Origin of the sequence: Micromonospora sp. WMMD723 (assembly GCF_049863385.1) — a bacterium.
GTDB lineage: Bacteria > Actinomycetota > Actinomycetes > Mycobacteriales > Micromonosporaceae > Micromonospora > Micromonospora wenchangensis.
Map to the genome: position 1 here is coordinate 5501387 of NZ_JBMKNR010000001.1, position 21907 is coordinate 5523293.

At 73.8% G+C, this 21907-nt stretch carries 23 protein-coding genes and 1 riboswitch; of the genes, 18 read left to right on the forward strand and 5 right to left on the reverse strand.

The genetic code is table 11. The annotated features are described in order from the left end of the window. Nucleotides 1–12 precede the first annotated feature (12 nt). Both ACN261_RS23930 and ACN261_RS23935 read right to left on the reverse strand, forming a co-directional pair. Nucleotides 13–909 carry an ABC transporter substrate-binding protein gene (locus tag ACN261_RS23930; protein ID WP_425852229.1) on the reverse strand — a complete coding sequence of 299 codons (897 nt, stop codon included), beginning with the start codon at nt 907–909 and terminating at the stop codon, nt 13–15. A gap of 267 nt (nt 910–1176) precedes the next feature. Beyond that, nucleotides 1177–1289, reverse strand: a riboswitch (SAM riboswitch). 67 nt (nt 1290–1356) lie between these two features. Then, complete coding sequence (locus tag ACN261_RS23935) at nt 1357–1752, reverse strand: winged helix-turn-helix transcriptional regulator (RefSeq protein ID WP_421481887.1); 396 nt, start codon at nt 1750–1752, stop codon at nt 1357–1359. A gap of 120 nt (nt 1753–1872) precedes the next feature. Here ACN261_RS23935 and ACN261_RS23940 point away from each other — a divergent pair, with 120 nt between their 5' ends. The 3 genes from ACN261_RS23940 (at nt 1873) to ACN261_RS23950 (ending at nt 4210) form a co-directional block, all read left to right on the forward strand. Continuing rightward, nucleotides 1873–2721: an SDR family oxidoreductase gene (locus tag ACN261_RS23940; RefSeq protein WP_425852231.1), complete on the forward strand. Its 849-nt coding sequence runs from the start codon at nt 1873–1875 to the stop codon at nt 2719–2721. A 74-nt stretch (nt 2722–2795) separates the two neighbouring features. Next, the gene (locus ACN261_RS23945) at nt 2796–3332 is read left to right on the forward strand and encodes an RNA 2'-phosphotransferase (protein WP_425852233.1); all 537 of its coding nucleotides are present in this window, start codon (nt 2796–2798) and stop codon (nt 3330–3332) included. 167 nt (nt 3333–3499) lie between these two features. Next, nucleotides 3500–4210, forward strand: a complete 711-nt coding sequence (locus tag ACN261_RS23950) for a GAF and ANTAR domain-containing protein (RefSeq protein ID WP_425852235.1) — start codon at nt 3500–3502, stop codon at nt 4208–4210. An 11-nt stretch (nt 4211–4221) separates the two neighbouring features. On the opposite strand, the gene ACN261_RS23955 is transcribed toward ACN261_RS23950, so the two are convergent. Beyond that, complete coding sequence (locus ACN261_RS23955; protein ID WP_425852237.1) at nt 4222–4953, reverse strand: ANTAR domain-containing protein; 732 nt, start codon at nt 4951–4953, stop codon at nt 4222–4224. 292 nt (nt 4954–5245) lie between these two features. Between ACN261_RS23955 and ACN261_RS23960 the strand changes: the two genes are divergently transcribed. Beyond that, nucleotides 5246–5878 carry an SGNH/GDSL hydrolase family protein gene (locus ACN261_RS23960; protein ID WP_425852239.1) on the forward strand — a complete coding sequence of 211 codons (633 nt, stop codon included), beginning with the start codon at nt 5246–5248 and terminating at the stop codon, nt 5876–5878. A gap of 33 nt (nt 5879–5911) precedes the next feature. Here ACN261_RS23960 and ACN261_RS23965 read toward each other — a convergent pair whose 3' ends face one another. After that, the gene (locus ACN261_RS23965) at nt 5912–6469 is read right to left on the reverse strand and encodes a hypothetical protein (protein ID WP_421481893.1); all 558 of its coding nucleotides are present in this window, start codon (nt 6467–6469) and stop codon (nt 5912–5914) included. 403 nt (nt 6470–6872) lie between these two features. Between ACN261_RS23965 and ACN261_RS23970 the strand changes: the two genes are divergently transcribed. From ACN261_RS23970 to ACN261_RS24005, 8 genes are all read left to right on the forward strand, one after another. Further along, nucleotides 6873–9071: a tetratricopeptide repeat protein gene (locus tag ACN261_RS23970; RefSeq protein ID WP_425852241.1), complete on the forward strand. Its 2199-nt coding sequence runs from the start codon at nt 6873–6875 to the stop codon at nt 9069–9071. A 38-nt stretch (nt 9072–9109) separates the two neighbouring features. Then, nucleotides 9110–9895, forward strand: coding sequence for a 2OG-Fe(II) oxygenase (locus ACN261_RS23975; protein WP_425852243.1), 786 nt, complete (start codon nt 9110–9112; stop codon nt 9893–9895). 251 nt (nt 9896–10146) lie between these two features. Continuing rightward, the gene (locus tag ACN261_RS23980) at nt 10147–10449 is read left to right on the forward strand and encodes an urease subunit gamma (protein ID WP_088646841.1); all 303 of its coding nucleotides are present in this window, start codon (nt 10147–10149) and stop codon (nt 10447–10449) included. Further along, on the forward strand, nt 10446–10805 hold the full coding sequence (locus tag ACN261_RS23985; RefSeq protein ID WP_425852244.1) for an urease subunit beta: 360 nt from the start codon (nt 10446–10448) through the stop codon (nt 10803–10805). Before ACN261_RS23980 ends, ACN261_RS23985 begins: the two co-directional genes overlap by 4 nt. Continuing rightward, nucleotides 10802–12505 (forward strand): urease subunit alpha, encoded by a 1704-nt coding sequence (locus ACN261_RS23990; RefSeq protein ID WP_425852249.1) that lies wholly within the window; start codon nt 10802–10804, stop codon nt 12503–12505. The genes ACN261_RS23985 and ACN261_RS23990 overlap by 4 nt, the downstream gene beginning before the upstream one ends. Further along, the gene (locus tag ACN261_RS23995) at nt 12505–13188 is read left to right on the forward strand and encodes an urease accessory protein UreF (RefSeq protein ID WP_425852251.1); all 684 of its coding nucleotides are present in this window, start codon (nt 12505–12507) and stop codon (nt 13186–13188) included. Before ACN261_RS23990 ends, ACN261_RS23995 begins: the two co-directional genes overlap by 1 nt. Next, complete coding sequence (gene ureG / locus ACN261_RS24000) at nt 13178–13915, forward strand: urease accessory protein UreG (protein WP_421481899.1); 738 nt, start codon at nt 13178–13180, stop codon at nt 13913–13915. The genes ACN261_RS23995 and ureG overlap by 11 nt, the downstream gene beginning before the upstream one ends. Next, complete coding sequence (locus ACN261_RS24005) at nt 13915–14769, forward strand: urease accessory protein UreD (RefSeq protein WP_425852253.1); 855 nt, start codon at nt 13915–13917, stop codon at nt 14767–14769. Before ureG ends, ACN261_RS24005 begins: the two co-directional genes overlap by 1 nt. A gap of 71 nt (nt 14770–14840) precedes the next feature. Here ACN261_RS24005 and ACN261_RS24010 read toward each other — a convergent pair whose 3' ends face one another. Then, complete coding sequence (locus ACN261_RS24010; protein ID WP_204924370.1) at nt 14841–15281, reverse strand: MarR family winged helix-turn-helix transcriptional regulator; 441 nt, start codon at nt 15279–15281, stop codon at nt 14841–14843. A 95-nt stretch (nt 15282–15376) separates the two neighbouring features. On the opposite strand from ACN261_RS24010, the gene ACN261_RS24015 reads away from it, so the two are divergent. From ACN261_RS24015 to urtE, 6 genes are all read left to right on the forward strand, one after another. Continuing rightward, complete coding sequence (locus ACN261_RS24015) at nt 15377–16516, forward strand: substrate-binding domain-containing protein (RefSeq protein WP_421481901.1); 1140 nt, start codon at nt 15377–15379, stop codon at nt 16514–16516. Nucleotides 16517–17081: 565 nt separating this feature from the next. Further along, nucleotides 17082–18326, forward strand: a complete 1245-nt coding sequence (gene urtA, locus ACN261_RS24020) for an urea ABC transporter substrate-binding protein (RefSeq protein ID WP_363794735.1) — start codon at nt 17082–17084, stop codon at nt 18324–18326. A 63-nt stretch (nt 18327–18389) separates the two neighbouring features. After that, nucleotides 18390–19277 carry an urea ABC transporter permease subunit UrtB gene (gene urtB / locus ACN261_RS24025; protein WP_421481904.1) on the forward strand — a complete coding sequence of 296 codons (888 nt, stop codon included), beginning with the start codon at nt 18390–18392 and terminating at the stop codon, nt 19275–19277. Continuing rightward, nucleotides 19274–20461 (forward strand): urea ABC transporter permease subunit UrtC, encoded by a 1188-nt coding sequence (urtC, locus tag ACN261_RS24030; protein WP_421481905.1) that lies wholly within the window; start codon nt 19274–19276, stop codon nt 20459–20461. Before urtB ends, urtC begins: the two co-directional genes overlap by 4 nt. Continuing rightward, the gene (gene urtD / locus ACN261_RS24035; protein ID WP_425852257.1) at nt 20458–21213 is read left to right on the forward strand and encodes an urea ABC transporter ATP-binding protein UrtD; all 756 of its coding nucleotides are present in this window, start codon (nt 20458–20460) and stop codon (nt 21211–21213) included. Before urtC ends, urtD begins: the two co-directional genes overlap by 4 nt. Then, on the forward strand, nt 21213–21905 hold the full coding sequence (urtE, locus tag ACN261_RS24040; protein ID WP_421481907.1) for an urea ABC transporter ATP-binding subunit UrtE: 693 nt from the start codon (nt 21213–21215) through the stop codon (nt 21903–21905). Before urtD ends, urtE begins: the two co-directional genes overlap by 1 nt. Nucleotides 21906–21907: the final 2 nt, after the last annotated feature.

The following is a 21907-nucleotide window of genomic DNA, read 5'->3' on the forward strand; positions in this document are numbered from 1 at the left end:
CTGGTCGTACCGTCAGGAGGTGGCCGACGCCGACGGCGTCGCCGCGCCCGGGGCGGTGACGTCGCCGCTGCCGGGGGTGAAGCCGGCCGGGATCGGCCGACCCGGGTAGTACTGCTGCTGGAGCCGGGTCCAGGTGCCGTCGGCGATGACCTCGTCGAGGCCCTTGTCCAACGCCTCGCGCAGCGCGTCGTTGCCCTTGGCGACGGCGTACGCGGTGGGGGCCGGGCTCAACTCCGTGGCCGCAACCGTGATCTTGCCGTTGCTGTCGGCGGCCGACTTCTCGCCGATCTCGGCGGGGGCGATCCAGGCGTCGGCGGTGCCGGCCTTGAGCTGGTTGATCGCCCCGTTGTAGTCGGGCACCCGCACCGGGTCGAGCTTGCGGGAGGTGGCGTAGTCGTCCTGCACGGTGCCCTGCACGACCACCACCCGCTTGCCGGCGAGCTGGTCGAAGCCGGTGAGCGGGGAGCCGGCCGGGACGTCGAGGCCGAAGTAGCCGAAGTCGTAGCCGTTGCCGAAGTCGACGGTCTTCTTCCGGGCCTCGGTGACGGTGATCGAGGAGCTGCCGACGTCGTACTTGCGGTTGTTGACCTGGGACAGCAGCGCCGAGAAGTCGGTGCCGACGAACTCGACCTTCAGCCCGACCCTGCCGGCGACGGCGACGAGCAGGTCGTTGTCGAAGCCGGTGAACGTGCCGTCCTTGAGGTAGACGTTCGGTGGGGCGTCGGTGAGCGTGCCGGCGCGCAGCAACCCCGGCTGGAGCAGGCCGTACGGGTTGTCGGCCGCCTCGGAGTCGCCGCCGCAGGCGGTCAGCGCGGTGCCGGCGAGCAGGGCGGCGACGCCGAGCGCGGCGACCCGCGTCCAGGTGGCGCGGAACAGTCGGGGGGTGGTCAGGGCAGGAAGGAATCGCACGGGTGTCTCCGGAGGTGGTCGGGCGGCGGCGGACGCGCGCCGCCGACGGGATGCCCACCGGGCATCCCGCTGGGGTGTCACGGGAAGAGGGGTCCGACTAGCGGCGGCGACAGGAGTCGCTGTGCACCCGCATGAGGTCGACGTGCCGCCGCCTGACCAGCCGGACGCCGACGGACCGGACGCCGGATCGGGTCACGGCGGTGACGCCGTCGCCGGGTGGGTGGTTCGACACGGGTTCTCCCTGATCGGTGTCGACCTGGGGTGACCAGGCCACGCTTGCACCGGGTCGTTCACCGGTGCCTGGTCCTCACCCGGAGCACCCCACCGTGGCGGAGGGTTGCCGGCCAGCGAGCCGGGGCTTGACGCTGGCGCTCATGACCTGCCCGAAATCTAGCAGCAGCGACCGGCCGGTCGTCCACCCGTTATGACGGCCCTCACGTCCGCCCCTTACCGGCGGCCGGCCCGCGCGGTGGTCGTCGGGCGGCCCAGGACCTCGGCGTCGTAGCGGACCCGGGCCGCCTGCACCTCGGCGAGGTGGGTGGTGGCCCAGGCTTCCAGGCCGGAGACCAGGTCGAGCAGGCTGCGGCCGAGGTCGGTGAGGGCGTAGTCGACCCGGGGCGGGACGCTGGCGTGCACGGTACGGGTGACCAGGCCGTCGCGTTCCAGCCCGCGCAGGGTCTGGGTGAGCATCTTCTGGCTGATCCCGTCGATGTGCTCGGCCAGTTCGCTGTAGCGGCGTTCGCCGTCGGCGAGGGTGAGCACGACCAGCACGCTCCACCGGTCACCGATCCGGTCGATGACCTGCCGGCTGCCGCAGTCGCGCTGGAACGGGTCGGGTCTCATCTCTTTACTCTCCATCAGTGCGTCACAAACTTCAAGGTGCCTACTCTCTGCCGGGAAGTATCGGCTCCTACCTGCGCGTTGGCGAGTACGACAAGAGCACGCCACCCGAAGGAGAGCGCCATGTCCGTCGTCGTCACCGGGGCCACCGGCCACCTGGGCCGCCTGATCGTCGAATCCCTGCTGCGCCGGGGCGTACCCGCCGGGCAGGTCGTGGCCCTCGGCCGCTCCGTGGACCGGCTCGCCGACCTCGCCGACCGGGGCGTCGTGGTGCGGGCGGCCGACTACACCGACCCCGACTCGCTGCGTACCGCCTTCGCCGACGCCGAGAAGCTGATGTTCGTCTCCGGCAGCGAGGTCGGCCAGCGGGTGCCGCAGCACCACAACGTGATCGAGGCCGCCCGTCAGGCCGGCGTCGGCCTGGTCGTCTACACCAGCATCGCCCACGCCGACACCTCCGACCTGCTGCTGGCCGCCGAACACCGGGCCACCGAGGAGGAACTGCGCGCCTCGGGCCTGCCGTACGTGCTGCTGCGCAACAGCTGGTACCTGGAGAACTACACAGGTCAACTGGCCAACTACCTGGCCCACGGGGTCGCCGGGTCGGCCGGCGACGGCCGGGTCAGCGCCGCCACCCGGGCCGACTACGCCGAGGCCGCCGCCGAGGTGCTCACCACGCAGGGCCACGCCGGTCGGGTCTACGAACTGGGCGGCGAGGCGTTCACCATGACCGAACTGGCCGCCGAGGTGTCCCGCCAGAGTGGACGCGACGTCCGCTACACCGACCTGCCGGTGCCGGCGTACACCGAGCTGCTCGTCTCCGCCGGGCTGCCCGAGCCGTACGCGGCCACCCTGGCCGACGCCGACCGGGGCCTCGCCCGGGGCGCGCTGTACGTGCCCGTGGCCGACCTGGAGAAGCTGCTCGGCCGCCGTCCCACCACCCTCACCGAGGCGCTGCGCGCCGCCGGCTGAGCCGACCGCAGGGGGCGGGCGCGGCACCGGATAACCGGTGGAGCGGGCCCGCCACCGGCCCGACAATGCTCCACATGGATCACCACACGCTGGTGCGGACCAGCAAACGGATCGCGCTGGCCCTGCGCCACCGACCCGCCCGGTTCGGCCTCGCCCCCGACCCGGGCGGGTGGGTGGCCGTCACCGACCTGCTGGCCGCCCTGCGCATCGACAGGTCCACCCTCGACGCCGTGGTCGCCGGCAACGACAAGCAACGGTTCGCGGTGACCCGGGACGCCGACGGGGTGGAACGCATCCGGGCCAGCCAGGGCCACTCCTACCCGGTCGACCTGGGACTGACCGCGCAACCGCCACCCGCCCTGCTCTACCACGGCACCGGGGCCGCGGCCCTCGACTCGATCCGGGCCACCGGGCTCAACCGGGGCGGACGACACCACGTACACCTGTCGCCGGACGTGCCGACGGCCCGGCGGGTCGGGGCCCGCCGGGGCGGCGCGGTGGTGGTGCTGACCGTCGACGCGGCGGCCATGGCCCGCGACGGGCACACCTTCTACCGCAGCGCCAACGGCGTGTGGCTCACCGACGCGGTGCCGCCCGCCTACCTGGCCTGACCGGCCGCCGTGGCCAGCCCGTCGGCGGTGCGTGCGGGGGCGGTCGGCCCCGGGTGCGGGTATGGTGCGGATTGTGCGCACCCCGGTGCGTCGGGCCCACCGTCGGGCCGGGGCAGACGCGCCCCACCACGGGCAGCCCGGGGGACGCCCACCGGAAAGGAGCCGTGATGGCAGCGCCCCCGCTCTCCCCGCACGACGCCCTGACCCGACTCGGCCGGATCCGCCTCGACGAGGTGGGGGTGGACGAGGTGTTGGGGATGATCGCCGACCTGGCCTGCCGCAGCCTGCGTGGCGTGTCCGAGGTGTCGGTGACCCTGCTACGCGGCGGCAGCCCGCAGAGCGTCGCCGTCACCGGCGACGCCGCGCGACAGCTCGACGAGTGGCAGTACCGGCAGGGCCACGGCCCGTGCCTGGACGCCTCGGTCACCGGCGACACCCTCGTCGTGCCCGACACCGGCACCGAGGAACGCTGGCCGGGCTGGGCGACGCGGGCCGCCGACGCCGGCATCGGCAGCGTGGTCGCGATCGGCCTGCCGATCCAGGAGGCGGTGGTGGGCGCCCTCAACCTCTACGGCGTCCGGCCGCACACGTTCGACGCCGAGACGGTGGAACTGGCCCGGACGTTCGCCGCGTACGCGGCGGTGGCCCTGGCCAACGCCCACCTCTACGCCAGCACCGCCACCCTGGCCGAACAGATGCGCTCGGCGATGGAGAGCCGGGCGGTGATCGAGCAGGCCAAGGGCATCATCATGGGGCAACGCCGGTGCACCGCCGACGAGGCCTTCGGCATCCTCGCCAGGCTCTCCCAGGACTCCCACCGCAAGCTGCGCGACGTCGCCGCAGCCCTCGTCGGCCGGGCCACCGCCGACAGCCGCTGAACCCCCGTGCCTCAGCGGTCGGCGGCGGTCGGCTGACCGGGCACCGACCGGGTGACCTGCCGCACCAGGGCCTCCGCCACGTCCCGCAGCTTGCGGTTGGAATTCTGCGACACCCGGGCCAGCATCGCGAACGCCTCGTCGGCCGTGCACCGGCGTTGCCCCATGATGATGCCCTTGGCCTGCTCGATCACCGCCCGGTTGCGCATCGCCTCCTGCATCTGCCCGGCCAGGGTGGCGGTGCTGTCGTAGAGGTGGGCGTTGGCCAGGGCCACCGCGGCGTGGTCGGCGAACGTCCGGGCCGGTGCGACCAGCGGGCCGAACGCGCCGACCCGGGTGGCGTAGAGGTTGAGGGCACCCACCACCGCCTCCTGGATCGGCAGGCCCAGCGACATCGACGAGCACACCCCCACGGCGTGCGCCCGGGCCGCCCACTCCGGCCAGCGCCGCTCCTCGGTCATGTCCGCCACGATCAGCACCGTGCCGGTGGTGGCCGCGTCCAGGCTCGGGCCACGGCCCTGTTCGAACTGCCACCTGTCGAGCTGGAGCGCGAGCTCGCCGGTGTGGGCGGCGGTGGTCGCCTCGGTGCCGTGCACCAGGGTCACCGTCACCTCGGCGGCGTCCGGGATGCTCTCCAGGGCCACCTCGGTGATCCGGGACAGGACGGCGTCCAAGCCCATCTCGTCGTGACGGATGGACCCCAACCGGAGGACAGCCTCGGTGAGGTCGAGCGGTGACTGTGGCATGGCGTCTGACGTCCTTGCGAACCGGCGCGAAACCACCGGCCGGAGCCGGCGGCGCGTGATGATCGGTCCATGCCGGTGGGCCGCGGGTGCAGCCGCCGGGACGGGCCGGGGACCGCGCCGCTGCTTGACGCTCGCGCACGACACCCGTTGGGGCGTCGGATGCGGAGCACCACTGTACCGGTCGGCCGGCCCGGACCGGCGATGGACACCACCGCCGCGCCGACTTCCGCGCTGGTGTCCCGGTCGGACAGCGGGGATGATGGGCGTCCGACGACGACAGGGGAGCGGACGGATGACGGTGGAGATACCGCGCGACGGTCGGGTGCTGTTCATCGGCGACAGCATCACCGACGCCGGACGGGACCGGACCGACCCCGCCGACCTCGGGGTGGGCTGGGCGATGATGGCCGCCGCCTGGTTCACCGCGCGGCACCCGGGTCACCTGGTGACCTTCCGCAACCGGGGCGTCGGCGGCGACCGGGTACGCGACCTGCGGGCCCGCTGGTCGGACGACTGCCTGGCGCTGTCCCCGCAGGTGGTTTCGGTGCTGATCGGGATCAACGACACCTGGCGGCGGTACAGCAGCGGCGAGGCCACCACCGTCGAGGAGTTCACCGCCGACTACCGGCACGTGCTGGGCGCCACCCGCGACGCGCTGCCCGGCGTCCGGCTGGTGCTGATGGAACCGTTCCTGCTCCCGGTCGACGACGACCAGCGGCGCTGGCACGAGGACCTGGACCCGAAGCTCGACGCGGTGCGCAAGCTGGCCGTCGAGTTCGACGCGACGCTGGTCGCGGTGCAGGCACGGTTCGACACCGCCGACGTCGACGACCGGGTGTGGACCGACGACGGGGTGCACCTGACCCCGTCCGGTCACGCCGTGCTGGCCCAGCAGTGGCTGGCGGCGGTCACCCCGGCCACCTGAGTCGTACCGGCCGGTGGGCCGGCGGAGCGCCGGTCAGCCCCGCCGCCACGGCAGCCGCAGTCGGCGGCCCGACGGCTCGACACCCAGGTCCAGCTCCGGCTCCGTCGCACCCCGACGTCGCCACCGGTTGCCCTGCTGGTCGGTGAAGCACAGCTCCACGGTGGCCGACGCGAAACCGGTCAGGTCGACCGCGCGGTCGACGGTGACGAACAGTTCGCCGTCGCGGTGCCCGTTGAGCCGGTCCACCGGTCCGGTCACCGCCGCGACCCCGACGACGACGTCCCCGTCGTCGCCCCCGGCCCGGACCCGGGGGGTGGCGGTCAGGTCGAAGACCGGTCCGTCGCTGTCGTTGGTGACCCGCACCCGTAGCACCCCGCCGCCCTCGATCCGGGTGGAGGTCGACACCAGGCGGGCCTGCCGGGCGCGGGCGGCCCGGTCCTCACGCCGGCGGGCCCGGATCTCCCGGCGCAGGCTGAGCACGCCGAAGAGCAGGGTGCCCACCGTGCCGAGGCCGCCGAACCAGTCCGGCACCGATCCCCAGTCGATGTGCCCGTGCACGGGCAGCCAGGCCAGCAGCTCCACAGTCGACATGGCCGGCACGGTACCGTCGGCCCGCCAGCACCCGTACGGCCGGCGGGGTCACGCCGTCGGCCTCCCCTGCCCGGTCGGCCGGTCCCGCCGTCCCGTCCACAAGACCCGCACGTTCGGTCCCGGTGGTCGACGCGCAGTGATACCGGCGCTGCGGACGGGTAGGGTTGGGGGAAGGATCACCACCACGGGCCGCACCCACCCGTGGGCGTGGCCCCTGTCGTCCCGCCCCTCCGGGAGGTCAGATGAGTTCCCTCGGTCCCGCTCACCAGACCCGGGCGGCTCGGCCCGCAACGCGGCGGTCCTTCCCGTCCCCGACCCGTTTCCGGCCCCACGCGACGCCGGGTGTCCCGTCCACGTTCCGGCCTGGCCGCACCCCGGCCCCCGGCCCCGGCGCCGGTCGACGATGACCGGCGCGGCGCAGGACGCCGGCTTCTCCATCACCCCGCCCCGCCCCGGTCGGCTGCCGCTGCGCGGTCGCGACGAACTGGTCGAGACGATCCTGCGGGCCGCCGAGCCGCCGGCCGGCACGCTCCGCCCGGCCGAGGAGGCCGCCCAGATCCTCTGGGGGCTGGGCGGCTGCGGCAAGAGCGCCACCGCGCTGGAGGTGGCCCGCCGGCTGGAGGCACGCGGTCGGCTGGTCTGGTGGATCTCGGCGAAGGACTCGGCCCGGGTCAGTGCCGGCATGCGCGAGATCGCCGGCCAGCTCCAGGCCCCGGAGAGCCAGCTCGACCTGGCCTGGGCGGGCAAGACCCGCAGCCCGGTGGAGCTGGTGTGGACGCTGCTCAACGAGTCGGACCGGCCGTGGCTGCTGATCTTCGACAACGCCGACGAGCCGTCCCTGCTGGCCCCGCTCGACGGCCGGGTCGCCGAGGGCACCGGGTGGTTCCGCCAGCCGCGTACCCGCAACGGGCTGGTCCTGGTCACCACCCGCGACGGTCGCCAGGAGACCTGGGGTGACTGGTCGACCATGCACCCGGTGCGGGAACTCTCCCCACCGGACGCCGCCCAGGTCCTGATCGACCTCGCCGGTGACGCGCCCGGCAACCTCGCCCAGGCCACCAGCCTGGCCACCTGGCTCAAGGGGCATCCGTTGGCCCTGCGCGGGGCGGGCACCTACCTCGCCGAGGCCAACCGCATCCCGGTCGGCGGCCCCGGGGTCTCCATCCGCACCTACGACGGCTACCGGGAGGCCCTGGACCGCCGCTCCGGCGCCGGCACGACCCGTACCGTGTCGCAGGCGTTCGACCGGGCGGTACGGCCGGTCGTGCAGTCCTGGGAGATGTCGCTGGACCTGCTCGCCGGGCGAGGGCTGGCCCAGGCCCGCCCGATGCTGCGGCTGCTGGCCTCGCTGGGGGACGCGCCGATCCCGTACCAGATCCTGCTCGACCCGGCCCGGTTGTCGGCGTCCCGGCTGGTCGGTGAGATCGGCGAGGACCGGCTGCGTGAGGTGCTCCGGTCGCTCGCCGACTTCGCCCTGGTCGACCTCGGCGTGATCGGGTCGCTGCCCGCGCAGTCGCCGGTCGCGCACGTGGTGACCCTGCACCCGCTGGTACGCGAGCTGGTGCACGACCACCCCGACGTGATCGCCGACCGGCCCGCCTACCACGAGCTGGTGCTCACCCTGCTCGACGTGCTGCGGCTGCGGGACCCGGACCGGCCCCGGGAGGAGGAGTTCGACCCGGACGAGCCCGACAAGTGGGCCAGCTGGCACGTGCTGGCCCCGCCGACGACCGGGGCGGTGCTGGCCTTCTTCGACGCGGGGGAGCTGCCCCGTACCGAGCCGGAACTGCTCACCACCGCACTGGACCTGGCCCGGTTGATCGCCCGTTTCCTGCTGGCCGTCAGCCTGCCCGGTCAGGCCGAGATCCTGCTCGACCGCTGCCTGGCCGCCTGCCGTCGGATCGGCCTCGACCCCCGGGAGCGGGCGGTGCTCAGCCTGCGCCACGAGCGGTCCCGGGCGGCGTTGGAACAGGGGCAGCTGGACTGGGCCGAGGCCGAGCTGCGGGAGATCATCCCGGCCCGGGAGGCGCTGCTCGGCCGGGAGCACCGCAACACCCTGGCCAGCCGGCACAAGCTGGCCCGGACCATCCTCGAGCAGGGTCGGTGGGCCGACGCCGAGCAGGAACTGCGGGACATCGTCCGGGCGGAGTTCCGGGTCCGTGGCCCGGAGGACCGGGACACCATGACCGCCCGGCACAGCCTGGCCCGCGCGGTGGCCGCCCAGGGGCGGTACGCCGAGGCCCGCGCCGAGCTGACCGAGATCCTGGAGATCCGGCTGCGGCACTGGGCCCCCGACCACCTGGAGACGCTGACCGTCCGGCACACCCTGGCCCTGTGCCTGCTGCACGAGGGGCGGGCCGCCGAGGCGCTGACCGACCTGCGGGCGATCCTCGCCACCGACACCGCCCGGCGGGAGGACCAACACCTCGGGATGATCGCCGCCCGGCACACCCTGGCCGAGGCGCTGGTCGCCACCGGCGACCGGGTGGCGGCCGAGAAGGTCCTCGCCAAGGTGGTCACCGACCGGCGGCGCGTCCTCGGCGACGACCACCCCGACACGGTACGGGCGGAGGCCGACCTGCGACAGCTACAGGGCGGCTGAGCGCGGCCCGTGCCGCAGCCGCCCGACGAGGGAGTGACGTGAGCCAACACCTGCGCCGCAGCGACCGGCTGACCCCCGGGTCGCTGCGGGACCTCGCCACCGGGGAGATCGACCTCATCTGGCACCGGGAGTACTTCCCGCCGGCCGAGTGCGACGCCGTCCTGCCCCGGGTGGCGGCCGCCGTCGCGGCGGCGAACTTCTCCCTCACCAGGGAGTTCACCAGCGTCGGCACCTCGATGGGGCAGGTCGCCAACGGCGGTGAGGTGGTCCGCCGGTACCTCGACGACGCGCCGGCCACCACCCGGCTGATCCGGCACGAGGTGTTCGCCGGCCGGCAGTCGCCCACCGACCTGATCCGGCTGGACCTCGACGAGATGTGGCCGTACGGGGCGACGGTCGGCCGGCACGAGGGGCGGATGATGCTCCCCGGGGTGCTGCGCCGGATGACCCCCGGCGGCCGGGGCCGTCCGCACATCGACCGCCGGCAGATCCCGCTGCTGGACACCTACCGGCTGCGGCGACGGCTCGGGGTGAACATCTACCTGGAGGTGCCGGCCCCCGGCGACGGCGGCGAGATCGACTTCTGGGGACGCCTCGGCGAGGACGAGTTCGTGGCGCTCAAGGCCGACCCGCTCGACTACGGCCTCGAACCGGAACGGGTCGGGCCGCCGCACGACACGGTGCTGCCCTGCCAGGGTGACCTGGTGATGTTCGAGGCGGGCCGGATGCACGGGGTGCGGGAGGTGCGCCGGGGCTGCCGGACGTCCGCCGCCTGTTTCGTCGGGGTGCGCGGCGACACCGACCCGCTGCTGCTGTTCGCCTGACGGCCCGCCCGGGGCGTTGCCACGGCCCGGGGTGATCCTCTACGGTCGGTCCAGCGGTTGGCGGTGCGGTCCTTCCCAACCACCACCGCCGAGTGGCCCCGTGGCGGGCCGGGGCCGGTGGGGCCCCGGAGCATCCTGCCGGTGGCCCGACGGCGGTCCCGTGTGTCCTTCCTGCCCCGTGCCCGTTCCGCGCCCCCGGCCCGGTTCCGGCCGTTACGGTGGGAAACACGCCGAGCCGCCCGGGAGATCCCGTGTTCCTCACGCCCCACGAGCAGGACCGCCTGCTCGTCCACGTCGCCGCGGACGTCGCCCGCCGCCGGCGCGAGCGCGGACTGCGCCTCAACTATCCCGAAGCCGTCGCCCTGATCACCGCCTTCCTGCTGGAGGGGGCCCGGGACGGCCGGACCGTCACCGACCTGATGGCCGCCGGCCGAACCGTGCTCAGCCGCGACGACGTGCTCGACGGCATTCCGGAGATGCTGGGGGAGGTGCAGGTGGAGGCGACGTTCCCGGACGGCACCAAGTTGGTGACGGTGCACCACCCGATCCCGTGATCCCGGGGGAGATCCTGCCCGGCGACGGACCGGTCGGGATCAACGTGGGGCGTCCGGTGACCACCCTGCTGGTGGTCAACACCGCCGACCGGCCGATCCAGGTCGGCTCGCACTACCACTTCGCCGAGACCAACCCGGGGCTGCGCTTCGACCGCGCCGCCGCGTACGGCCAGCGGCTCGCGGTGCCGGCGGGGACGTCGGTGCGCTTCGAGCCGGGCGTGAGCCGCACCGTGGACCTGGTGCCGCTGGGCGGGGCCCGGGTGGTGCCGGGGCTGCGCGGCGAGGTCGCCGGCCCCCTCGACCCGGGGCCGGATGCCGGCGGGTCCGGCCCGCGCGACGCGGAGGCGGGCCGATGAGCACCGTGGACCGGCGACGCTACGCGGACCTGTACGGCCCGACCACCGGTGACCGCATCCGGCTGGCCGACACCGACCTGCTGATCGAGGTGGAGGTCGACCACTGCGTCGGCGGGGACGAGGCGGTGTTCGGCGGCGGCAAGGTGATCCGCGAGTCGATGGGGCAGTCCCGGGCCACCCGGGCCGAGGGCGCGCTGGACACGGTGATCACCGGCGCGGTGGTGCTGGACCACTGGGGGGTGGCCAAGGCCGACGTCGGGCTGCGCGACGGGCGGATCGTGGCGCTGGGCCGGGCCGGCAACCCGGACACCATGCCCGGCGTCCACCCGGACCTGGTGATCGGCCCGTCCACCGAGGTGATCGCCGGCAACGGGCGCATCCTCACCGCCGGGGCGGTGGACACCCACGTGCACTTCATCTGCCCGCAGATCGTCACCGAGGCGCTCACCTCGGGCATCACCACCCTCGTCGGCGGGGGCACCGGCCCGGCGGAGGGCACCCGGGCCACCACGGTCACCCCGAACGCCTGGCACCTGGCCCGGATGCACGAGGCGCTGGACGCCTTCCCGGTGAACGTGCTGCTGCTGGGCAAGGGCAACACGGTCTCCACGGAGGCGCTGTGGGAGCAGTTGCGGGCCGGGGCGGGTGGCTTCAAGCTGCACGAGGACTGGGGGACCACCCCGGCGGCGATCGACGCCTGCCTGCGGGTCGCCGACGCGTCCGGGGTGCAGGTGTCCATCCACACCGACACCCTCAACGAGGCCGGGTTCGTGGCCGACACGCTGCGCGCCATCGCCGGGCGGGCGATCCACTCGTACCACACCGAGGGGGCGGGGGGCGGGCACGCGCCGGACATCATCACGGTGGCCGGGGAACCGAACGTGCTGCCGTCGTCGACGAACCCGACCCGGCCGTACACCCGCAACACCCTCGCCGAGCACCTCGACATGCTGATGGTCTGCCATCACCTGAACCCGTCGGTGCCGGAGGACCTGGCTTTCGCCGAGAGCCGGATCCGGCCGTCCACGATGGCCGCCGAGGACCTGCTGCACGACCTCGGGGCGATCTCCATCATCGGTTCCGACTCGCAGGCGATGGGCCGGGTCGGCGAGGTGATCACCCGGACCTGGCAGAGCGCGCACGTGATGAAGCGCCGGGTGGGCGCGCTGCCCGGTGACGGCCCGGCCGACAACCACCGGGCCCGCCGCTACGTGGCGAAATACACCATCTGCGCGGCGATGGCCAACGGGCTGGAACGGGAGATCGGCTCGGTGGAACCGGGCAAGCTCGCCGACCTGGTGCTCTGGGACCCGGCGTTCTTCGGCGTCCGGCCCCACCTGGTGATCAAGGGCGGGATGATCGCGTACGCGCAGATGGGCGACGCGAACGCCTCCATCCCCACCCCGCAGCCGATGCTGCCGAGGCCGATGTTCGGCGCGTACGGCGTGGTGCCCGCCGCGACCAGCGTGGCGTTCGTCGCGCCGGCCGCGTTGGAGGCGGGCCTGCGGCTGGACGTGCGCCGCCCGCTGGTCCCGGTGGCCGACGTGCGCTCGCGGGGCAAGGCCGACCTGCCCGAGAACGGCGCGCTGCCGCGCATCGAGGTCGACCCGGACACCTTCACCGTCCGGATCGACGGGGTGGTGGTCGACCCGGAACCGGTCACCGAGTTGCCCATGGCCCAGCGGTACCACCTGTTCTGATGACCCCGTCGAGCATGGTGCTGCTGCTGGCCGACGGCAGGTTCCCCGCCGGGGCGCACGCCCACTCCGCCGGGTTGGAGGCGGCGGTGGCGGCCGGGCTGGTCACCGACCCGGCCACCCTGGCCGGGTTCCTGCGCGGCCGGTTGGCCACCGGTGGGCTGGTCGCCGCCGCCTTCGCGGTGGCGGCCCACCGGGCCGCCGGCACCGCCGACCGGCGGGCGACGCTGGCCCGGCTGGACGCCGAACTGGACGCCCGTACCGCCGCACCGGCGCTGCGGGCCGTCTCCCGCCGGCAGGGTCGGGCGCTGCTGCGGGCCGGCCGGGAGATCTGGCCCGGCGGCGGGTTCGACGACCTGCCCACCGGCCCGACCGGGCCGCACCAGCCGCTGGTGCTCGGCCTGGTCGCCGCCGCCGGCGGCCTCGACGCGGTGGCGGTCGCCACCGTCGCCGCGTACGGGTCGGTGACCGGCCCGGCCAGCGCCGCGGTCCGGCTGCTCGGCCTCGACCCGTACCGGGTGCACGCGGTGCTGGCGGCGCTGGCCGTCGACTGCGACGCCACGGCGGCCCGCGCGGTCGCCACCGCCGACGACCCGCCCGAGTGGCTGCCGTCCCCGGCCGCCCCGCTCACCGACATCCACGCCGAAGTCCACACCACCTGGGAGGTGCGTCTCTTTGCGTCCTGAAACCGTATCGCCGACCCCGCACGCGTCGATCCCGCACGACGAGACCGTGCCGCACACCCACCCCGAGCCGGGGGTCGACCCGCACGCCCCGCTGCCGTCCACCGCCCGCCCACTGCGGGTCGGCATCGGCGGGCCGGTCGGGTCGGGCAAGACCGCGCTGGTCGCGGCGCTGTGCCGGGCCTTCGCCGACGAGCTGCGCCTGGGCGTGGTGACCAACGACATCTACACCACCGAGGACGCCGACTTCCTGCGCCGGGCCGGGGTGCTCGACCCGGCCCGGATCAGGGCGGTGGAGACCGGCTGCTGCCCGCACACCGCGATCCGCGACGACATCGGCGCGAACCTCGACGCCATCGACGAGCTGGTCGACGGGGTCGGGCCGCTGGACCTGGTGCTGGTGGAGAGCGGCGGGGACAACCTCACCGCCACCTTCAGCCGGGGGCTGGTCGACAGGCAGATCTTCGTGGTCGACGTCGCCGGTGGCGACAAGGTGCCCCGCAAGGGTGGGCCCGGGGTGACCGCCGCCGACCTGCTGGTCATCAACAAGACCGACCTGGCCCCGCTGGTACGGGCCGACCTGTCGGTGATGGACCGCGACGCCCGCGCCCGGCGGGGGGACCTGCCGACGGTGTTCCTGTCCATCGTGGGCGATCCGCTGGCCACCGGGGTGGCCGACTGGGTCCGCCACGAGCTGGCCCACCACCGTGGCCGGTTGGCCGTCGCCTGATGCGCGCGGTCGCCCGGGTGGTGGCGGTGGCCGACCGTCGGGGCCGCACCGTGCTGCGCGAGCTGCGCGGCGAGTCACCGCTGCTGCTGCGCCAGGCCGCCGCCGAGGACGGCGTCCCCACGGTGTACGTCGTCGGCGGCGCGGCCGGTCCGCTGGCCGGTGACGACCTGCGGTTGAGCGTCGAGGTGGGGCCGGGGGCGCAGGTGCGGGTGCGTACCGTCGCGGCCTCGGTGGCCCTGCCCGGCCGGCCCGGCGCGGTCTCCCGGATGCGGGTCGACGCGACCGTGCACGACGGCGGCACCCTGCACTGGCTTCCGGAGCAGTTGGTCGCGGCGGCCGGCTGCGACCACGTCGCCGGGTCCCGGGTGACCCTCGCCGAGGGGGCCCGGCTGCTCTGGCGCGAGGAACTGGTCTGCGGCCGGTACGGCGAACCCGCCGGCGACGTCGTGGTGGCCACCTCGGTCGACCACGGCGGCCGGCCGCTGCTGCGCCAGTCCCTGGCGGTCGGCCCGGCCGCACCCGGCTGGGCCGGGCCGGCCGTGCTGGGCGGGGCGACGGCGACCGGGTCGTTGCTGGTGGTCGGTCCCGCCGCCGCGTCGGGACCGGCCACCGTGGACGCCGGTGGCGGTCAGCCCCGGGGCCGGCTGCTCCCCGCCGGCCCCGGGGCCTCCGCCGCCTGGCTGCCGCTGGCGGGCGGCCCGGCGGCGCTGCTCACCGCCACCGCCGTCGACGCGCACACCCTGCGCACCCTGCTCACCACCCCGGTCGACGCGAACACCCCGCCCGGGGGCGCAGCCGAAGGTCTCCACCGACCCGCGACCCGCACCGGGGCCGACGCGGTGCCGGTCGCCTAGCGGCCCCACCACCCCGCACCGGCGGCCACCGGCCGGGCGCTGGGCGGAATCCCTGGTGGAGCTGGCCGGGGTCAGCCGGCCCGGACCGGCTGCCGGCGCGGGTCGAGCCGGGCGACCAGGTCGACGAGCTGCCCGGTCAGCGTCGCGTCGTCGAGGACCCCGGCCAGCTCGGCCCGGACGAGGGCGTCGATGCGTTCCTGTTCGCGGCGGCCCCGGGGGGTCAGGTAGGCCCGGATACGTCGCCTGTCGAACGGGTCGATCCGGCGGTGCACCAGATTCTGGTCGACGAGCTGGTCGACGAGCTTCGTCAGGGTGCCCGGCGGCAACGACTCCTCGGTGGAGACCTCGCTCATCGGGTGGCCCTGCCCGTCGGCGAGGCGGCAGAGCACCCGCCACGCCTCGACGGTGAGCCCCTCGGTGGTGAGCACTGCGCCGACCCGGCGGGCGAGCAGCCGTTCGGCGCGGGTGAGCGCGCGCATCAGGTCGACGGGCGTCGTGGGATCGTCGGCCATGTCTCTCCCCGTTCGGTGGGTTGCCATGTTACCGAAGCGTCCCGGTTTTCGGTCGGGTCTGGTGGCCCGCCAGGGTTGCCGGCAATCATGTCAGCATGTCCGTGCCGGTGCCCGGCCCCCACGGCGTGCCGGAGCCGTTGCCCCGCTCGGGCGGCACGGCCGGGGCGGCCCCCTGGTTGACCGTCGACCGGTCGGTGGTCAGTGTCGCGCTGGTCTTTCCGATGCGGGGCCCGGCCGGCATGTTCGGCCCCACCTGCGAGCTGTGTGCCCAGTTGGCGGTGGAGGAGGTCAACCGGGCCGGCGGGGTGCTCGGCCGGGAGCTGCGGCTGGTGCCGGTCGACGGCGGTGCGCCCCCGGCCGAGGTCGCCGCCGAGGTGGAGGCGCTGGTGTCCACGGGGGCGGTGCAGGGGGTCACCGGCTGGCACATCTCCTCGGTCCGGCAGGCGGTGGCGCCCCGGATCGCGCACCGGGTGCCGTACGTCTACACCGCCCTGTACGAGGGCGGGGAGCGTACCGAGGGGGTGTTCCTGACCAGCGAGACGCCGGACGCGCAGCTCCGCCCGGCGATGCGGCTGCTGGCCCGGGAGCAGGGGGTCCGCCGCTGGTACCTGGTCGGCAACGACTACGTCTGGCCGCGCCGCACCGCGCAGGCGGCCCTGCGGTACGCCCGCGACGACGGGGCGCGGGTGTGCGGGCGGGCGTTCCTGCCGCTGGGCACCGAGGACTTCGGACCGGTGCTGCGGGAGATCGAGCGGGCCGAGGCCGACGCGGTGCTGATGCTGCTCGTCGGTGCCGACGCCGTCCGGTTCAACCGGGCCTTCGGCCGGTCCGGTCTGGACCAGCGGTGCCTGCGGTTGAGCACCCTGATGGACGAGAACATGCTGTTGGCTAGCGGCGTCGGCGGCACCCGCCGGCTGTTCAGCACGGCCGGGTTCTTCGCCGGCCTGGTCACCCGGGAGAACCTGGACTTCCACGGCGCGTTCGCCCGCCGGTTCGGGGTGGACGCGCCGCCGCTGGGCAGCCTGGGGGAGTCCTGCTACGAGGGCGTGATGCTGCTCGCCGCCCTGATCGCCCGCGCCCGCACGCTGGACGTCCGCGCCATCGGGGCGGCGGCGGACGCGGTCACCTACCACGGCCCCCGGGGCGAGTTGCAGCTGCGCCGCCGCCACGTCCGCCAACGCATCTACCTCGCCGAGGCCGACGGTCTCGACTTCACCGTCCTCGCCGAACTCTGACCCCACCCTCCCCTCCCCCTCCCGCCCCTGGTTGTCCCCGGTGATCAAGAGGTTTGCGTCAGCTCCAGCTCCACGGCTGACGCAAACCTCTTGATCACGCGGGCTGGGCGGGCGGGCTGGGCGGGGCGGGGAGCGGTGGGGCGGGGTGTTGACAGGGGGGTGGGTGGGGGTTCTAGGATGCTTCCTGCGTGAAGTAATCGCCATTCCCGTCTATTGTTGGGCGGGCTCGGTGGTTGATGGGCCGTCCTGTGTCGGATAGGCGTAGCGCATTGTCGTGAGTGGTCATCGTCCATTGTGGCGGTGGCCTTTTTCGTATGTGTCGAGATCGGTCCGGGAAACAGTCAATTAAGGGCCGGGAAACGTGGCGGCAATCAAAGGGGCAGAGGCTTTTGCTGCCCGAACGTCCACTGCGGACCGCCGCCGCGACGCCCCACACGTCGCTCGACGAGCCCGCCGAACTGCGCCACGACCGCACCGCCTACCAATCATTGCCAGCAATACCTGTCGGCCAGTGCGGGCCGGCACGAAAAATTGTCCGGCGAACATCGCTCCGCAGGGAGAATGAATGTCACAGTTCCGGGGCCGCCGCATCCTGGCGGGCGCCTTGACCCTGATTGCCGCCGCCGCGCTCGCCGGTTGCGGCAGCAAGACCTCCGACGAGAAGTCGACCACCGGGGTCAGCGCCGACGTGTCCGGCGACACCGTCAAGGTCGGCCTGCTCAATTCGCTCTCCGGCACCATGGCCATCAGCGAGGTCACCGTGCGGGACTCCATCATGCTCGCCGTGGAGGAGATCAACGCCGCCGGTGGCGTGCTGGGCAAGAAGATCGTCCCGGTCGGTGAGGACGGCGCCTCCGACTGGCCCACCTTCGCCGAGAAGGCCGAGAAGCTGATCTCCCAGGACCGGGTCGCCGCCGTCTTCGGCTGCTGGACGTCGGCCAGCCGCAAGGCGGTCAAGCCGGTCTTCGAGAAGAACAAGGCGCTGCTGTTCTATCCGGTGCAGTACGAGGGGCTGGAGCAGTCGCCGTACATCTTCTACACCGGGGCCACCACCAACCAGCAGATCGTGCCCGGCCTGGACTACCTCAAGGCGCAGGGCAAGAAGTCGGTCTACCTGGTCGGCAGCGACTACGTCTTCCCGCGAACCGCCAACAAGATCATCAAGGCGTACGCGGCGGCGAACGGGATGACCGTGCTCGGCGAGGACTACGCCCCGCTCGGCTCCACCGAGTTCGGCACCATCGTCAACAAGGTCCGCTCGTCGAAGGCCGACGCCGTGTTCAACACCCTCAACGGCGACAGCAACGTGGCGTTCTTCAAGGAGTACACCTCCGCCGGGCTGACCGCCGCGAGCATGCCCGTGGTGTCGGTGTCGATCGCCGAGGAGGAGGTCAAGGGGATCGGCACCCAGTACCTCAAGGACCAGTTGACCGCCTGGAACTACTACCAGACCACCCCCGGCGCGGCCAACCAGAAGTTCGTCGCCGCCTACAAGGCCAGGTACGGCGCGGACAAGCCGACCAGCGACCCGATGGAGGCCGCCTACGTCGCGGTGTACCTGTGGAAGGCGATGGTCGACAAGGCCGGCACCTTCGAGGTGGAGAAGGTCCGGGCCGCCTCCGGTGGCATCACCTACGACGCCCCGGAGGGCCTGGTCACGGTGGACGGCCCCACCCAGCACATCGCCAAGACCGCCCGGATCGGCAAGGTCGGCGCGGACGGGCTGATCACCGAGGTGTGGAACTCGGGCAAGCCGATCACGCCCGACCCGTACCTGAAGAGCTACCCCTGGGCGAGCGGCCTGAGCTGACCGATCCCGGCCCGGGCGGGAGGCACCCCCGCCCGGGCCGACCCACCCCTTCGGAGCGCGAACGTGACAGTCCTCTTCGGTCAGCTCTTCACCGGCGTCAGCATCGGCGCGGTGCTGCTGCTCATCGCCCTCGGCCTGGCGCTGACCTTCGGCCAGATGAACGTGATCAACATGGCGCACGGCGAGTTCATCATGGCCGGCGCCTACACCACCTACGTCCTGCAGCAGACCGTGACCGCCGCCGGCTGGTCGCTGCTGGTGGCGCTGCCGGTCGCCTTCGCGGTGGCCGGCACCATGGGCGTGCTGCTGGAGGTGCTGCTGATCCGCCGCCTCTACGCCCGCCCGCTGGACACCCTGCTGGTCACCTGGGGCGTCTCGCTGATGCTGCAGCAACTGGCCCGCGACGTCTTCGGCAGCCCCAACGTGCAGACCCGGGCCCCGGCGCTGCTGACCGGCAACGTGTCCCTGCCCGGCGGGCTGACCGTCGCCAACAACCGGCTGTTCATCCTGGCGCTCGCGCTGGCCGCCGTGCTGGCGCTGACCCTGGCGCTGCGGCTCACCCCGCTCGGGCGGCGCATCCGCGCGGTGGTGCAGAACCGCGACCTCGCCGCCGTCTCCGGCATCCCCACCGCGCGGGTCGACCGGACGACCTTCTTCATCGGCTCCGGCCTGGCCGGCGTCGCCGGGGTCGCGCTGACCCTGCTCGGGCCGATCGGCCCGACGATGGGCACCAACCTCATCATCGACGCCTTCCTGGTCGTCGTGGTCGGTGGCATCGGCCAGCTCAAGGGCAGCGTGATCGTCGCCTTCGCGCTGGGCGTGCTCCAGGCCACCGGCGAGTACCTCACCACGCTCAGCGTCGCCAAGGTGATCGTCTTCGTGGCGATCGTGGCGTTCCTCCAGTGGCGGCCCCAGGGGCTGTTCACCCTGCGTACCAGGAGCCTCGCATGACCGCCGCGCCGCTGGTCCGCACCGATCCCGCCAGCGCTGCCGGCACCCCGGCCGGCGGCCGGCGGGGCCGCCGGTTCGACGGCCCGGCCCGCACCGCCGCCGGGTTCGCCCTCGGCGCCGCGCTGCTGTTCGCCGTCGCCCCGCTGACCCTGTCGGACTTCCGGCTGTCGTTGCTGGCCAAGTACCTGTGCGTCGCGATGGTCGCGGTCGGCATCGGCATCGCCTGGGGCCGGGGCGGCATGCTCACCCTCGGCCAGGGGGTGTTCTTCGGCCTCGGCGGCTACGCGATGGCCATGCACCTCAAGCTCGCCGACGCCGGCCCCGGCGAGCTGCCCGACTTCATGCAGCTCTACGGCCAGCTCGACGAGCTGCCGCTGTGGTGGCGGCCGTTCGCCAGCCCGTGGATCGCGTTGCCGGCCACCGTGCTGCTGCCGATGGCCGTCGCGTTCGGCCTCGGCTCGCTGGTGTTCCGCCGCCGGGTCCGTGGCGCCTACTTCGCCATCCTCAGCCAGGCGCTCGCCGCCGCGATGGTGATCCTGCTGGTCGGCCAGCAGGGCACCACCGGCGGCACCAACGGCCTCACCGACATCCAGGGCTTCTTCGGGTACGACCTGGACGACCCGGTCAACCAGCGGATGGTCTACTTCATCATCGCCGCCAGCCTGCTCGCGTTGCTGGCGCTGGCCCGGCAACTCATCCGCAGCCGGTACGGCGAGTTGCTGGTGGCCGTCCGCGACGGCGAGGAACGGGTCCGGTTCCTCGGCTACGACCCGGCCGGCGTCAAGCTCGTCGGCTACGTCGTGGCCGCCGGCATGGCCGGGCTGGCCGGGGCGCTGTTCGTCCCGGCGGTGGGGATCATCTCACCGGCGCTGATCGGGATCGTGCCGTCCATCGAGTTCGTCATCGGTGTCGCGGTCGGCGGCCGGGCCACCCTGCTCGGTCCGGTGCTCGGCGCGGTGGCGGTGGCCTGGGCGCGGACCGCCCTGTCGGAACGGTTCCCGGGCACCTGGACGTACCTGCAGGGGTTGCTGTTCGTGCTGGTGGTGGCGTTCCTGCCGGGCGGCCTGGCGTCGCTGTGGGCGCTGGCCCGGCAGCGCCGGTCGGACCCGGCGGGGGCGCGGTGGTGGCGGCGGAGCCGGCCGGTCGACCCGGCCGAGACCCGGACGGAGGTGTCGGCGGCATGACCGGCCCGCAGCTCGACGGCCTGTGCGTACGCGACCTGCGGGTCACCTTCGACGGCTTCACCGCCGTCGACGGGGTCGACCTCGACGTGCCGCCCGGCGACATCCGGTTCCTGATCGGCCCCAACGGGGCCGGCAAGACCACAGTGGTCGACGCGGTGACCGGGCTGGTCCGGGCCACCGGCTCGGCCCGCTTCGGCGACCGGGAACTGCTCGGCCGCGACGTGCACCGCATCGCCCGGCTCGGCATCGGCCGCACCTTCCAGACCGCGTCGGTGTTCGAGGAACTGACCGTGGTGCAGAACCTCGACATCGCCGCCGGAGCCACCCGGAGCTGGTGGACGCTGGCCCGCCGCCGGCACCGGGTGCCCGACGAGGTGGCCGCCGCGCTGGAGACGATCGGGCTGGCCGACCGGGGCGACCAGCCGGCCGGCGCGCTGGCGCACGGGCAGAAGCAGTGGCTGGAGATCGGCATGCTGCTGGTCTCCGATGCCCGGCTGCTGCTGCTCGACGAGCCGGTCGCCGGGATGAGCCACGAGGAACGCGACGCCACCGGCGCCCTGCTGGAGACGGTCAGCCGGGACCGCACCGTGGTGGTCATCGAACACGACATGGACTTCCTGCGGCGCTTCGCCCGCAGCGTGACCGTGCTGCACGCCGGCAAGGTGCTCAGCGAGGGCACCGTCGCCCAGGTCCAGGCGGACCCCCGGGTGCAGGAGGTCTACCTCGGCGTCGACACCGCACCGGAGGCGTGATGTTGGAGTTGCGTGGCGTACACGCCGGCTACGGCCGCAGCGAGGTGCTGCACGGGGTGGACGTGGCCGTCCCCGCCGACGGGGTGGCCGCCGTGCTCGGCCACAATGGCGCGGGCAAGAGCACCCTGCTGCGGGTCGCCGTCGGCCTGCTGCGCCCCCGCGCCGGCACGGTCACCCTCGACGGGGAGGACGTCACCCGGCTCGCCCCGCACCAGCGGGTCGCCCGGGGCCTGGCGTACGTCCCGCAGGGGCAGCAGTGCTTCCCGCACCTGACGGCGGCGGAGAACCTGCGGCTGGTGGCCGACGGCCGGCGCGACGGGGCCGCCGCCACCGCCGAGGCGCTGGACCTGTTCCCGGCGCTGCGTCCCCTGCTGCGGCGGCGGGCCGGCCTGCTCTCCGGCGGCCAGCGGCAGCAGTTGGCCATCGCCCGCGCGTTGGTCACCCGACCCCGGCTGCTGCTGCTCGACGAACCCACGGAGGGCATCCAACCGTCGGTGGTCGCCGAGATCCAGGACCGGATCGTCGGGTTGGCCACCGGGGCCGGCATCCGGGTGCTGCTGGTGGAGCAGCACCTCGGCTTCGCGCTGCGGGTGGCGACCCGGCATTACGTGCTGGAGTCCGGCCGGGTCACCGCCAGCGGCGACGGTGGCCGGGACGCCGAACGGTCGGTCCGCCAGGCGCTCGCGGTCTGAGA

What these genes read in the sequence shown, in the direction of transcription:
- ACN261_RS23935 (WP_421481887.1), bottom strand. Translation starts at nt 1,752, where the DNA reads ATGAGACCCGACCCGTTCCAGCGCGACTGCGGCAGCCGGCAGGTCATC.
- ACN261_RS23940 (WP_425852231.1), top strand. Translation starts at nt 1,873, where the DNA reads ATGTCCGTCGTCGTCACCGGGGCCACCGGCCACCTGGGCCGCCTGATC.
- ACN261_RS23945 (WP_425852233.1), top strand. Translation starts at nt 2,796, where the DNA reads ATGGATCACCACACGCTGGTGCGGACCAGCAAACGGATCGCGCTGGCC.
- ACN261_RS23950 (WP_425852235.1), top strand. Translation starts at nt 3,500, where the DNA reads ATGGCAGCGCCCCCGCTCTCCCCGCACGACGCCCTGACCCGACTCGGC.
- ACN261_RS23955 (WP_425852237.1), bottom strand. Translation starts at nt 4,953, where the DNA reads ATGCCACAGTCACCGCTCGACCTCACCGAGGCTGTCCTCCGGTTGGGG.
- ACN261_RS23960 (WP_425852239.1), top strand. Translation starts at nt 5,246, where the DNA reads ATGACGGTGGAGATACCGCGCGACGGTCGGGTGCTGTTCATCGGCGAC.
- ACN261_RS23965 (WP_421481893.1), bottom strand. Translation starts at nt 6,469, where the DNA reads ATGTCGACTGTGGAGCTGCTGGCCTGGCTGCCCGTGCACGGGCACATC.
- ACN261_RS23970 (WP_425852241.1), top strand. Translation starts at nt 6,873, where the DNA reads ATGACCGGCGCGGCGCAGGACGCCGGCTTCTCCATCACCCCGCCCCGC.
- ACN261_RS23990 (WP_425852249.1), top strand. Translation starts at nt 10,802, where the DNA reads ATGAGCACCGTGGACCGGCGACGCTACGCGGACCTGTACGGCCCGACC.
- ACN261_RS23995 (WP_425852251.1), top strand. Translation starts at nt 12,505, where the DNA reads ATGACCCCGTCGAGCATGGTGCTGCTGCTGGCCGACGGCAGGTTCCCC.
- ACN261_RS24005 (WP_425852253.1), top strand. Translation starts at nt 13,915, where the DNA reads ATGCGCGCGGTCGCCCGGGTGGTGGCGGTGGCCGACCGTCGGGGCCGC.
- ACN261_RS24010 (WP_204924370.1), bottom strand. Translation starts at nt 15,281, where the DNA reads ATGGCCGACGATCCCACGACGCCCGTCGACCTGATGCGCGCGCTCACC.
- ACN261_RS24015 (WP_421481901.1), top strand. Translation starts at nt 15,377, where the DNA reads ATGTCCGTGCCGGTGCCCGGCCCCCACGGCGTGCCGGAGCCGTTGCCC.
- urtA (WP_363794735.1), top strand. Translation starts at nt 17,082, where the DNA reads ATGTCACAGTTCCGGGGCCGCCGCATCCTGGCGGGCGCCTTGACCCTG.
- urtC (WP_421481905.1), top strand. Translation starts at nt 19,274, where the DNA reads ATGACCGCCGCGCCGCTGGTCCGCACCGATCCCGCCAGCGCTGCCGGC.
- urtD (WP_425852257.1), top strand. Translation starts at nt 20,458, where the DNA reads ATGACCGGCCCGCAGCTCGACGGCCTGTGCGTACGCGACCTGCGGGTC.
- urtE (WP_421481907.1), top strand. Translation starts at nt 21,213, where the DNA reads ATGTTGGAGTTGCGTGGCGTACACGCCGGCTACGGCCGCAGCGAGGTG.